Source organism: Acinetobacter brisouioides (assembly GCF_004331075.1).
GTDB lineage: Bacteria > Pseudomonadota > Gammaproteobacteria > Pseudomonadales > Moraxellaceae > Acinetobacter.
Genome location: NZ_SJNX01000002.1, coordinates 378,355 through 390,460, shown reverse-complemented (window position 1 = coordinate 390,460; position 12,106 = coordinate 378,355). Strand labels below are relative to the sequence as shown.

Below are 12,106 nucleotides of genomic sequence, written 5' to 3'. Positions count from 1 at the left end.
AAGAAAGTAAAGTGTACTTTCCAGTACACTTTTTTTCAAGTCTGAAAATTTATAGTAATTTTATTTCAAGTTTTTTTTAACATTAAGTAAACAAACATAACAAAAAATCAGCATGGTTTCGTTATAAATACATGCATTTTCAGCCACTATAACATTGTATTGGGTATTATTTTTGAGGATGTTCGGAAGTTTCAGATGTTGTTTTAGGCGGCCAAAAAAAGTCACTTGGTCGGGTCACAAAATGGGTAAGTACCAGTTTGGCCAGAGGTTTCCATTGTTCAAAACGAACTCGTCGAGCACGTAATGCCACAAGAATGGTCAATGAAAAACTGACAAACAGGTTCGTGAGCCCAATGAGTAAGACGCCAAAACTAGACACGAGAATTAACCCCAAATCAGGGGGTTCATTGATCGACATTAAACCTTGTATGAGATTGGCAGAAGCAAAAGCAATATGCCGAATATCTAATGGCAAGCCTAGAATAAAACCAATCGTACCCATACTGCCGAGCATCATTCCAAATAGGAAATTACCCGCAAGCGCACCCAGATTACGTTCGACATAGTCAGCAAATTTAATGAGGCGTTCTTCACCTAGCCAATCGCGTAAGCGCTGATGTGCTTTTAGACGTGGGCCAATTTTGCGGTAAATCGCCATGTTATCAAAGTAACCTGCAATTAAGCCCGATAAAAACAAACATACTCCCGCAATTGCTGCGTGGGGGATTGCTAGAGAAGTAAATGGGTCAAGGCTGTGTAGCAAGTCAGCAGCTTTGGTATGTTTGAGTAAAGGCTCATCGGTCATCTTTTCCCATAAAAAGCTAATGAGTGCTGCAGTGGGTAGGGCAATCGATATATTGCCTAAAATCGCAATAAACTGTGTACGTATAATATTGACAATCAACTCGGCCAGCTCTGCAAGCTGTGCTGTACGTGAGCCCTTACGATGCTGAACTGTAGCTGCCAATGCCGCAGCAGTCATGGCGGGTTGTTTGGTGGCAACGGTGAAATGCAAGATGTGAATAAATACAAACCCGAAAGCATAGTTCAGGCTATAGCTTAATGCATGAGCGAATGGAGCAAGTGTTAGGCGAGACAACAGAATCTTTAGGGTTGCCATCAACGCAATAATGCAACCTGCACCTGCGGCTGCCCAGTACATACTAAAAAAACCTTGTTTGTCAGTACTGACATAATTTTCGCCAGTCTTGCTGGCATTTTCAGTGACTTGAAAAGCTAGTAATTCGCTGTTAGCAGAGAGTAACGCTCCAACACTTTTTTCATTGTGGTTGGCAGTGACCAAATCACAGATCAGTTTATGGATACCATCGGCACGAGTCTCTTTAGACTCTTGTAATAATTTTAGTAACAACTCCAACCGCTCAAGACTCTGTTCTAAAACAGTGAGCAAATAAGTTAGGTTTAAACTGACACCAATCCGCTTGGTGGATTTACGAATATTACTGACAATAGTCTGACATTGTTCAATCATCACAAATGCCTGTGCTGCATCCAGAGGCTGCTCTATGTTCACCTGATGAGTTGAGAGTAATATGTTATTGAACTTATTAATAAAACCAATAATTTCACGGTTTTGTGCGATAAAGGGAGATTCGTATTCGGTGAGCTTTGGCTCAGCATAAATGAGCTCTGGAAATAAACCAATTCCACTGATGCGATAACTCAAGACATTAATTGCTTTAATGACATCTTGTTTGAGCAGGGTTTTTTGCTGTTGCTGATTTTGATTCTGGTTAAATAATTGAAATAGTGCTCGCCATTCAACAAGCTCAATTTGTTCGAGCCAGTAATGGTCAGTGGGTAAAAAGAAGACTTTTTCCAGCAAGTTTTGCAACTGAGTATGGTCATTAATCGGAGGCAAAATATGAGACATAAAACGCTGTCCCAATTGATTCCAGAAACCATCCAAGGACAAAATCCCAATGTCTGCATACAGTTTTGTTTGCTGATATTGGGTAATTAGACATAAAAGATACTGCTGTAAGCTCACAATACTATGTGGTGTTTGTCGTAATGCTTGCAACAGACAATCGAACTTGCTTCTGGTTTCTTCTACACTGCGTGGGTTTTCTGGACGAAGCTGCTGAACGAGATCAATCAGGATTTGTTCATCTACAGCAGTTGAATGATATTCAAGCTGCTGCTGTATATAAATCAGAATTTGGCTGATAGATTGTTGAGTCATCTCACCACGGTCTATTATTGAATACGATCCAGAGCCAACATGGCTAAATTATATAATCCCTGACGGGCAATACTCTCTGGTAAAATTGCTAAAGCATCAATTGCAAGCTGAGTTTCTTGTTGGGCACGTAAACGACAATAATCCAAAGCGCCAGAATTTTGTACAATACGAATGACGTCATCAAGTTCAGTCAAGCCGCCTGTGGCAATACTTTTACGAATAATTTCGTGATCTGTACCTGAGGTCTTACTTAACGCTGAGATTAATGGCAAAGTCGGTTTACCTTCCATTAAATCATCGCCAATATTTTTACCCAATGTCTCAGCGTCCGAAGTATAGTCCAAAATATCATCAATAATTTGGAAGGCATTGCCAAAGTGTCCTGCATATTGTTGCAGTGCCTGACGATATTCAGGTTTACCCACTAAAATTGCAGCGCCTTCTGTCGCGAGTTGAAATAAGCGCGACGTTTTACCATGAATAATGCTGAGATAAGTCGCTTCTGTGGTATCTGGTTGATGCTGCGCCTGAAGCTGTAACACTTCGCCCTCGGCGATCTCGCAAGTTCCTGTTGAAAACTCTTTTAATAAGGTCATATTGTTGAGGTCAACCAACAAATCAAAAGAGCGAGCAATCAGAAAGTCACCCACCAAAACGGCGGTTTGATTGTTCCATGTGGCATTGGCAGTAGGTCGACCCCGACGTAAATTAGACTCATCCACCACATCATCATGAACCAATGTTGCCGTATGCAACATCTCGATAACAGCTGCTAAACGCTGAGTCTGGGTTAGATCATTTTCACCACAGGCTTGTGCAGCCAGTAGACACATGATCGGGCGCATACGTTTGCCACCTGCCTCAACCACATGCTTGCTCACAGACATAACCAGTGCGACTTTAGAGCTAATTCCTTCATTGATAAATTTATCCATTGCAGCAAAGTCTGCTGCAACAGGGGCGAGAATATCTTGCTTAAAATCGATGGCCATAAACATAAAACCTAAAATCTATTTAAAACGTTTTTATACTGCCTGTCACAAGCAAATGCATTGTGACTGAAAGCATGTTTTATACCATAAAATAGATGTTTTTCTTAGTTCTTGGTTTTTTATTTGCAAGCAATAAATAAAAAACAATAAAAAACAAACACTTAATTCTGTTTAACTTTTAATGTATAAAAATAAATATGCCTACTTGTTGTTTGTATGTTTTTTACTTAAAATACTAGCCCTTTATATCCCCAGTGGCGTTCGTTTTAAGATCGATATATCCCTTTATCGACACGACGACACGGGCTTGGTTTGGAGTACATTATGTACGCAGTAATCCAAAGCGGTGGTAAACAGCACCGTGTGGTTGAGGGTGAAACCCTTAAAGTAGAATTGTTAAAAGCTGAAACTGGTTCAACTATTACATTTGATGATGTATTAATGGTTGTAAACGGCGAAAGCATTCAAATCGGTGCTCCAGTTGTTGCTGGCGCTAAAGTAACTGCAGAAGTGGTTGGTCATGGTCGTCACGACAAAATCCGTATTGTAAAAATGCGTCGTCGTAAACATTACCGTAAACAACAAGGTCACCGTCAATGGTTTACCGAGTTGAAAATTACTGGTATTTCAGGCTAATCACGAGGAGTAAGAGACATGGCTCACAAGAAAGCCGGTGGTTCGACACGTAACGGTCGTGATTCAAACCCAAAAATGCTAGGTGTTAAAGCTTACGGTGGTCAAACTGTATCAGCTGGAAGCATTATTGTTCGTCAACGTGGTACAGAATTCCACGCTGGTGCAAATGTAGGTATGGGCCGCGACCATACTCTATTTGCTACTGCTGACGGCGTAGTAAAATTCGAAGTGAAAGGTCAATTTGGCCGTCGCTACGTAAAAATTGAAGCTGTATAAGCTTTGATTTGAGAAAGCCTGCTTTTGCAGGCTTTTTTATGCTTTAAATTTTCATATTTTATTCATGAATCGCGAAAATGCTCACAAATCGCCGCTATAACAAATACAAAATGGCTTATATTCTCTATTCTTAGATTTTATCATCTAGAGTAGTATGGCAAACAATGCAACTGCATTTATAAAGAAAAAGGTGAATCAATGAATATGCTTCGTAAAACATTTTGTGCCGTGGTGCTTGGTGCCGTGACTTTGGCTCCAGTAGTAAGTACAACAGTTTTCGCAGCACCAGTTGCCGCTTCAGAACAGCAAGCTACTCAAAATTTAGTCAGACAATTAACGGGTTTGCATAGCTTGAGTGCAAGCTTTGAACAAACAACCAAAAGCAATGGTAAAAAAACAGTACAGAAGAAAGGGCTAACTGCACAGCATTTGAACCAGACATTCCGTGGGACGATGAAAGTCGCTCGCCCAGGAAAATTCTTCTGGGAAACCACAGCACCATCGAAACAAACCATTGTAACCACAGGAAAAACGGTATGGATTTATGATCCAGACTTACAGCAAGCCGTTCGTCAAAGTTTGAGTGATCAGGTCGCGAATACGCCTGCATTGCTACTTTCAGGCAATACTAGTCAGATTATGCAGTCTTATCGAGTGAGTCAGCCAGACCACAGTAAAACCTACTATATCTTGACGCCAAAAGCCAAAGACAGTGCATTTCTGAATTTGAGTATCAGCTTTTCTGCAAATGGTACGCCAGCGTTTATGATTTTGAATGATTCTTTGGGGCAAACCACGACAATACGGTTTACCAATGCTGCGAAAAACGTCAGCATTCCTGCATCGATTTTTAATTTTACCCCGCCTAAAGGCACAGATATTATTGATCAGTAATGATTTTTTAAGTCAAAGAGCCTGCAATACGCAGGCTTTTTTTTGTTTATCAAGAATGCAACACAGTTTAACAGTCAAATCCCTTATAGTGACAAGATCGCTGAATCTGAGGGAGTTGCACATTGAATTATAAGCATAAAATACTCAATTGCTGTGTTGGGGCAGTCTTAGTAAGCGTATTGAGTGCTTGCCATGACAGTCAGCAATCTCAACATACTCAAGAAACTTCATCGGCCAGTCAAAGTCAGTCACAAGTTGCAAACATTCCATTAATTCAGGCAAAAACTCAGCCTATTGTTTTGCCTAAAGTGGAAGTGTGTGAGAATGATGAATGCACATCTTATCAATTGGCAACGGTACAAACCAATGTAGATTGGATTGATGCGTTCTTCTTAAAACGGTTTAAGAAAAATTTTCCACTGGCGTTTAACCCACCTGCATCTGAACCAACAGCCAGTCAGGCACAGCATTTAACTCAAAGTTCGAACAGCGCTCTGGTGCGTTATTTAGGGCAAAATGCCAACCTGGCCTCATTTGTGATTGAGTCGGAAACTTATAATCAGGGCGCCGCGCATGGCATGTACCATAAGGAATATGTGATTTTTGATCTAAAAACCAAGAAACGCATTATGGTGGATGATCTGTTACAAACCCAAGTCCAGCAAAAACTTCTGAATGCCTTGTATGAAGCCAATCAGAACTGGTTTACGCAGCATCAAATTACCCAAGATAAACTGGAAATTACCGATAATTTTTATTACGGTGCCAATGGTATTGTTTTCGTGTATCCATTGTATGAGCTTGCATCTTATGCCGAAGGTATGACAGAACTCACGCTACCGTATTCGATGGCAAAAGGTTTGATTCGCGCTGAATATTTACCTAAATAGTCATTGATCCTGTAGCTCAGCTGCAGGATTCATCACAGGTGACTGTATTTTTTAGAATGAAGCGCTTACACTATACCCAGTCTTTTTTATGCAATTTGATTGGTTATGATTGACCCGAAATTACTGAGAAATAATATTGAGGCGGTAAATGCAGCGCTTGCCAAACGTGGTGTACAACTGAACGTTGAAGAATGGGCTGCTTTAGAATCTCGTCGTAAAGAAATTCAGTCTAAAACTGAAAATCTCCAAGCAGAACGTAATGCTGGAGCGAAACAGGTTGGGCAAATCAAAAAAGCAGGTGGCGATGCCTCCGAAATTATGACCCGTATGCAAGCGATTGCCGATGAAATTAAAGCGGCAGAAATTGCACTGGCTGAATTGCAAAACGAAATTGAACAAAAATATTTGTCGATTCCAAACTTGCCAGATGAATCTGTACCAAATGGCAAAGATGAAAGTGACAATGTTGAAGTGTACAAATGGGGTACGCCTCGTGAATTTGACTTTGAAATCAAAGATCATACTGACCTTGGCGAGTGGATGGGTGGCTTGGAGTTTGAAACAGCGACTAAACTGACTGGTTCACGTTTCAGTGTTTTGAAAGGCCCACTTGCGCGTTTACAACGTGCGTTGACCCAATTTATGCTTGATACGCATACTCTGAAAAATGGCTATACTGAAGCGTATGTGCCGTATCTGGTCAATGCCGATACATTGCGAGGTACAGGTCAGCTCCCTAAATTTGAAGAAGATTTATTCAAATTAAAAGGTGAGAAAGAGTATTACCTGATTCCAACAGCAGAAGTGCCAATCACTAACTTTGTGCGTGATGAAATTATTGATGCAGACCGTTTACCACTCAAATACACCGCACATACACCATGTTTCCGTAGTGAAGCTGGGTCTTATGGACGCGATACACGTGGTTTGATTCGTCAGCACCAGTTCGACAAAGTTGAGATGGTGCAAATCGTGAAGCCTGAAGACTCGATGCAGGCTTTGGAAGAGTTGACTTCTCATGCGGAAGGTATTTTGCAGGCACTGGGTTTGCCATACCGCAAGATTATCCTTTGTGGTGGTGACATGGGCTTTGGTGCAACCAAAACTTACGATTTGGAAGTTTGGGTGCCAAGCCAAAATACTTACCGCGAAATTTCAAGCTGCTCAAATATGGGTGACTTCCAAGCGCGCCGTATGAAAGCACGTTATCGTGTTGACCAAAAGAAACTTGAACTGGTACATACTTTAAATGGTTCAGGTTTGGCTGTGGGTCGTACCTTGCTAGCGGTTATGGAAAACTATCAGCAAAAAGATGGCAAAATCGTCATTCCTGAAGTATTACGTCCATATATGGGTGGTTTAGAGTACATCGATTAATTTTGTGCACGATTTTTGCTTAAAGACGATCAGATTGAAAGTTAGGGAGTTGTTGTGGAAATTTTTCCAATCTCGCTCAAGTTGCAGCAGCAGCGTTGTTTGATCGTTGGTGGTGGGCATATTGCCTACCGCAAAGCGATTTTGTTACATAAAGCAGGGGCAATCATTGATGTGGTTGCACCTGAAATCGATGAAAATCTGCTTGAGATTGTGCATAAATCAACAGGGAAATTCCTGCAACATGCATTTGTTGAAACTGATTTAGAGCATCCTTATCGTCTCGTCATTGCCGCAACAAATCAGGCTAAAGTAAATCATCTGGTTTTTGATTTGTGTGAGCAGCGTAACCTATTGGTCAATAGTGTAGATGATATTCCGCACTGTCGTTTTATGGTGCCTGCGATTATTGATCGTTCGCCTTTGGTGGTTTCTGTTGCTTCAAATGGCACATCTCCAGTACTGTCCCGTCAGTTACGTACCCAGATTGAAAGTTTATTGCCGCATGGTTTAGGCAAACTGGCAAAATTTTCGGGACACTGGCGCAAAGCTGTGAAAGAAAAAATTCCCAACCCTGATCAGCGTCGGGTGTTTTGGGAAGAACTGTATGCAAGTCCTCTCAAAGAACAAGTGTTTAATGACAACTTGGAAAAAGCCAATCAGATGCTACAACAGGCATTGGCAGAGTGGACAGCACCCAAAGGTGAAGTGTATTTGGTCGGAGCAGGGCCAGGTGACCCTGAACTATTGACGCTCAAGGCCTTACGCCTCATGCAACAGGCGGATGTGGTGATTTATGACCGTTTGGTCTCTGCACCTATTTTAGAGTTATGCCGCCGCGATGCTGAAAAGCTATATGTAGGTAAAGCACGTTCTAATCATAGTGTCCCTCAAGATGGTATTAATGCCTTATTGGTTGAATATGCACAACAGGGCAAACGAGTATGCCGCCTAAAAGGTGGTGATCCATTTATTTTTGGACGTGGTGGCGAAGAAATTCAGGAATTATTTGCTGCGGGTGTACCTTTTCAGGTTGTGCCAGGGATTACCGCGGCATCAGGCTGTTCAGCTTATGCAGGTATTCCATTAACACATCGTGACTATGCTCAAAGTGTACGTTTTCTGACAGGACATCTTAAAGAAGGTTCCCCTGAGCTGCCTTGGGATGAACTGGTGTATGAAAACCAGACGCTGGTGTTGTATATGGGTTTGGTGGGACTGGAAAAAATTAGCCAACAACTGATTGCCCATGGTCAGCGCCCAGATATGCCTGTAGCACTCATTTCTAAGGGGACAACACCCGATCAGAAAGTCGTTGTGGGAACATTGGCGGATATTGCCAGTAAAGTCACCGAATATCAAATTCAAGCACCAACTTTGACCATTATTGGTGAAGTCGTGCATTTACGTGAACAGTTACAGTGGCAGTAGTTGCAGTAACTTCTGTAGAAAAAGTCGAGAAAAGTTGTGATTCATGTGGTTTTGTACGAACCTGAAATTCCAAGTAATACAGGAAATATCATTCGTTTATGTGCCAATACGGGTGCTCAGTTACACTTGATCAAGCCTTTAGGTTTTGAACTGGATGACAAAAAACTCAAGCGTGCAGGGTTGGACTATCACGAATATGCACGTATGAAAATCTGGGACAATTTTGAGCAGTGCCTTGAGAACTTGGCAAGTCAGGGCGTAGAGCATATTTTCCCATTGACGACCAAAGGTTCAGCAATTCCGCATACTGTTGATTTAAATCGTCCTGTGGCATTGCTGATGGGGCCTGAAACACGTGGCTTGCCAGAACATGTACGTCTCATGTTTCCAAAAGAACAATGGATTCGCCTGCCAATGGCAGAAAACTCTCGCAGCTTGAATTTGTCGAATGCCACAGCAGTTATCGTGTATGAAGCTTGGCGTCAACAAGGCTTCAAAGTGTTGTAATGATCAGAGTCACATCAATAAAAAAAGTGTCTTCTTTATGAGGACACTTTTTTTATTTTATAAATAGGCTTGTATCATCAGCCCATTTTATTTCTCTTGTGCTTCATTGAAATATATTTTTTGCTTCGGGGTAAAAATAAAGCAGGTATCAAGCCTGATGAACGCGGCTTAATATTTTTTATCGTGTTGTAATAAACATAAAATACATGTGAGTCATTTTATCAACTAAGAACTCATAAATTATTCAAAGACTTAGTCAGTTGATGTTTTTTTCAGATTCGCATCATAAGCATTTTGTGCATGTAAAACACGATCAATATTCTGTTCCGCCCATTCTTTTAATAAATATGCTGTTTTTGAGAAATCTGTTCCAAGTGGTGTTAAAGCATATTCTACTCGGATTGGGCTGCTATCGATCACGGTTCTCTTTACAAAGCCATCACGTTCTAAGTTTTTAAGTGTTTGTGACAGGACTTTGGGAGAAATACCTTCAATGTTTTTTTTCAAAAGATTGAAATGTTGGGGAGAACATTCCAATACATTCATGATCAGTAACACCCATTTATTGGCAAGTGTTTCAAAAAACAGGCGCGCTGGACAATACAGATTGTAAATGTTGTAAGACGGTAAAGATGTCATATTTGAAATATATTCCGTGCTATGTTTGATCAGATGTCAGTAGTTACCTTTTGGTAACTAATTGACAGTTAGTTTCTAAAATATATTATATAGCAATTCCTTTCTAAAACGAAAAAATAGGGCTTCAACATGGCAAAAGTAGCAGTGGTATATTTTTCTGGATATGGTCATACCAAAGTGGTTGCAGAGACATTTGCAAATGAAATTGCAGCACAACTGATCGCAATTGATCAAAATGGCGATATTCAAGAAGCTGATTGGGAAACCTTAAATCAGGCTGATGCAATTGTATTTGGTGCACCAACTTACATGGGTACAGCGCCTTGGCAATTTAAGAAATTTGCTGATGCAACTTCAAAAGCATGGTTCACTCAAGCATGGAAAGATAAAGTGTTTGCAGGTTTTACCAACAGTGCAAGTTTTAACGGTGACAAACAAGTAACACTCATTCAGTTGCAAACTTTGGCATCACAACATGGTGGTCTTTGGGTGAGCTTGGGATTATTGCCTGCGAATACAAAAGCAGCAACTCGCCAAGATATTAATAACTTGGGCGGATCAGTCGGTCTGTTGGTACAGTCTCCTGCCGATGCGAGTGTCGATGAGATTCCATCAGGTGATTTAGATACGGCTAAAGCCTATGCAAAACGCGTTCTAGCTATTACTGAAAAATTGGTAGGCTAATTTAAAGTTTGAGTTGGCAAACACAAGTCATAAAAAAACCAGCATCGCGCTGGTTTTTTTATTGGGTGTGCTTTAGTCGTGTTTGTACTGTGGTGGTGGAATTTTAAAGCCTTTGGTTTTGTAGCCAAGGAATAAAACCCCAATCACAGCCCAGACAATTCCCCATTGCAACGCGGTATGGTTAATCTGAAGCCACAGCGCACCAATCGAGATAAAGCCGAGCATTGGAATCACCAAGTAACGGAAAATATCTGCGGGGGTTTTTGTACGCCCTTCACGTAAGATATATTGTGAAACCACACATAGGTTCACAAAACTAAATGCAGTCAATGCACCGAAACTAATTAAGTTAATGACATGGTTAAGATCGGTAAAGCCCGCAGAGAGTGCGATAATACCAACCAAAATAATGTTAAAGGTGGGTGCGTGAGTTTGTGAGCTAAGATGTCCAAAATATTTTTTGTTAAAAACACCGTCACGACCCATGACATACATCAGGCGTGATACTCCCGCATGTGCAGAAATTCCTGATGCCATGACAGTCACAATCGCAAATGCCAAGATCACGGATTTAAACATTTCACCGCCCACGATTCGTAAAATATCAGGCTGGGTGGCATCGACATGTTTGAAGTATTGGGCAGGGTTTCCAGGGAAGTAAAGCTGCATAAAGTAAGTTGCAGCAATAAATACAATCCCTGCAATTAGCGCAGTCAAGAAAATTGCTTTAGGCAAGACCTTATCGGTTTCATGGGTTTCTTCTGCCAGTGAGCTTAGCGCATCGAAACCAGTGAAAGAGAAGCACAAAATGGTTGCCCCAGAAATTAACGCGCCCAGTTTGACCTGATCATTCCAAAATGGTGAAGATGAAAGCAAGGTTCCATTATTTTCTGTCGATAAACCCATTGCGGTTTGTGCAGTATGACCAAGGGCCAAGTCTTTAATAATTAAAAAGACAAAAATCCCAATCACCAGCATTTGGAAAAATACGATTAGACCATTCAGGTTAGCCACAAACTTGATGCCGCGTAGGTTGACCCATGTCATGAGTCCAGTCAGGCCAATGACCCATACCCAGTGGTTAACACTTGGGAACATGTCAGTTAAATAAATCACTGCAAGTAAAATATTGACCATCGGGCTAAGAATATAGTCAAGCAGGGAAGACCAGCCGACCATAAAGCCTGCATTTGGATGGATCGAACGTTGTACATAGGTATACGCTGATCCTGAAGAAGGATAACGTTTAATCATGTAGCCATAGCTTAACGCAGTGAACAGCACCGCCAGCAAGGCAAAGAAATAGGATGTTGGTACATGTTGGGCACTGGCTTCAGATACCATACCGAAGGTATCGAACAAGGTCATGGGTTGAATATAGGCAAGACCTATAACAATGACATGGCCCAGTAGGAGTGATTTTTGCAGTTTCGCTGCCGATTGAGTCCCAGAAGAATGTGTCAACGGCGTTATCCTCATAATCGTTGATCAAGGATCAGCTATCAATTTTTAGGATCGTTTAGGACGAACGACCCCCCCATATTTTTAACAAAGAGCGCAACTTTATCGTAAATAGA

12 protein-coding genes are annotated in these 12,106 nt (G+C 41.2%); 8 read left to right on the top strand and 4 right to left on the bottom strand.

Going from position 1 to position 12,106, the window contains the following annotated elements; genetic code table 11:
* Window positions 1-166: 166 nt before the first annotated feature.
* Both E0H77_RS04795 and sdsA read right to left on the bottom strand, forming a co-directional pair.
* The gene (locus E0H77_RS04795) at window positions 167-2,206 is read right to left on the bottom strand and encodes a site-specific recombinase (RefSeq protein WP_131375425.1); all 2,040 of its coding nucleotides are present in this window, start codon (window positions 2,204-2,206) and stop codon (window positions 167-169) included.
* A 14-nt stretch (window positions 2,207-2,220) separates the two neighbouring features.
* Window positions 2,221-3,198, bottom strand: a complete 978-nt coding sequence (gene sdsA / locus E0H77_RS04790) for an All-trans-nonaprenyl-diphosphate synthase (RefSeq protein WP_131375423.1) — start codon at window positions 3,196-3,198, stop codon at window positions 2,221-2,223.
* A 324-nt stretch (window positions 3,199-3,522) separates the two neighbouring features.
* Between sdsA and rplU the strand changes: the two genes are divergently transcribed.
* The 7 genes from rplU (at window position 3,523) to E0H77_RS04755 (ending at window position 9,206) form a co-directional block, all read left to right on the top strand.
* Entirely contained in the window at window positions 3,523-3,834 is a 312-nt protein-coding gene (gene rplU / locus E0H77_RS04785) for a 50S ribosomal protein L21 (protein WP_004751043.1), read from the top strand.
* 18 nt (window positions 3,835-3,852) lie between these two features.
* A complete protein-coding gene (rpmA, locus tag E0H77_RS04780) occupies window positions 3,853-4,110 on the top strand; it encodes a 50S ribosomal protein L27 (protein ID WP_004751045.1) in 258 nt (85 codons plus the stop codon).
* A 198-nt stretch (window positions 4,111-4,308) separates the two neighbouring features.
* Complete coding sequence (gene lolA, locus E0H77_RS04775) at window positions 4,309-5,004, top strand: outer membrane lipoprotein periplasmic chaperone LolA (protein ID WP_131375421.1); 696 nt, start codon at window positions 4,309-4,311, stop codon at window positions 5,002-5,004.
* 122 nt (window positions 5,005-5,126) lie between these two features.
* The gene (locus tag E0H77_RS04770) at window positions 5,127-5,894 is read left to right on the top strand and encodes an RsiV family protein (RefSeq protein WP_131375419.1); all 768 of its coding nucleotides are present in this window, start codon (window positions 5,127-5,129) and stop codon (window positions 5,892-5,894) included.
* Between the two features lie 105 nt (window positions 5,895-5,999).
* Complete coding sequence (gene serS, locus E0H77_RS04765) at window positions 6,000-7,271, top strand: serine--tRNA ligase (protein WP_131375417.1); 1,272 nt, start codon at window positions 6,000-6,002, stop codon at window positions 7,269-7,271.
* 54 nt (window positions 7,272-7,325) lie between these two features.
* Window positions 7,326-8,699: a siroheme synthase CysG gene (gene cysG, locus E0H77_RS04760; protein ID WP_131375415.1), complete on the top strand. Its 1,374-nt coding sequence runs from the start codon at window positions 7,326-7,328 to the stop codon at window positions 8,697-8,699.
* A gap of 36 nt (window positions 8,700-8,735) precedes the next feature.
* Window positions 8,736-9,206: a tRNA (cytidine(34)-2'-O)-methyltransferase gene (locus tag E0H77_RS04755; protein ID WP_004751054.1), complete on the top strand. Its 471-nt coding sequence runs from the start codon at window positions 8,736-8,738 to the stop codon at window positions 9,204-9,206.
* A gap of 252 nt (window positions 9,207-9,458) precedes the next feature.
* Here E0H77_RS04755 and E0H77_RS04750 read toward each other — a convergent pair whose 3' ends face one another.
* Window positions 9,459-9,845, bottom strand: a complete 387-nt coding sequence (locus E0H77_RS04750) for a winged helix-turn-helix transcriptional regulator (RefSeq protein WP_131375413.1) — start codon at window positions 9,843-9,845, stop codon at window positions 9,459-9,461.
* Between the two features lie 129 nt (window positions 9,846-9,974).
* On the opposite strand from E0H77_RS04750, the gene E0H77_RS04745 reads away from it, so the two are divergent.
* Window positions 9,975-10,529 carry a flavodoxin family protein gene (locus E0H77_RS04745; RefSeq protein ID WP_116726466.1) on the top strand — a complete coding sequence of 185 codons (555 nt, stop codon included), beginning with the start codon at window positions 9,975-9,977 and terminating at the stop codon, window positions 10,527-10,529.
* A gap of 72 nt (window positions 10,530-10,601) precedes the next feature.
* On the opposite strand, the gene E0H77_RS04740 is transcribed toward E0H77_RS04745, so the two are convergent.
* Window positions 10,602-12,008, bottom strand: a complete 1,407-nt coding sequence (locus E0H77_RS04740) for an APC family permease (protein WP_131375411.1) — start codon at window positions 12,006-12,008, stop codon at window positions 10,602-10,604.
* Window positions 12,009-12,106 lie beyond the last annotated feature (98 nt).

What these genes read in the sequence shown, in the direction of transcription:
- E0H77_RS04795 (WP_131375425.1), bottom strand. Translation starts at nt 2,206, where the DNA reads ATGACTCAACAATCTATCAGCCAAATTCTGATTTATATACAGCAGCAG.
- sdsA (WP_131375423.1), bottom strand. Translation starts at nt 3,198, where the DNA reads ATGGCCATCGATTTTAAGCAAGATATTCTCGCCCCTGTTGCAGCAGAC.
- rplU (WP_004751043.1), top strand. Translation starts at nt 3,523, where the DNA reads ATGTACGCAGTAATCCAAAGCGGTGGTAAACAGCACCGTGTGGTTGAG.
- rpmA (WP_004751045.1), top strand. Translation starts at nt 3,853, where the DNA reads ATGGCTCACAAGAAAGCCGGTGGTTCGACACGTAACGGTCGTGATTCA.
- lolA (WP_131375421.1), top strand. Translation starts at nt 4,309, where the DNA reads ATGAATATGCTTCGTAAAACATTTTGTGCCGTGGTGCTTGGTGCCGTG.
- serS (WP_131375417.1), top strand. Translation starts at nt 6,000, where the DNA reads ATGATTGACCCGAAATTACTGAGAAATAATATTGAGGCGGTAAATGCA.
- E0H77_RS04750 (WP_131375413.1), bottom strand. Translation starts at nt 9,845, where the DNA reads ATGACATCTTTACCGTCTTACAACATTTACAATCTGTATTGTCCAGCG.
- E0H77_RS04745 (WP_116726466.1), top strand. Translation starts at nt 9,975, where the DNA reads ATGGCAAAAGTAGCAGTGGTATATTTTTCTGGATATGGTCATACCAAA.
- E0H77_RS04740 (WP_131375411.1), bottom strand. Translation starts at nt 12,008, where the DNA reads ATGAGGATAACGCCGTTGACACATTCTTCTGGGACTCAATCGGCAGCG.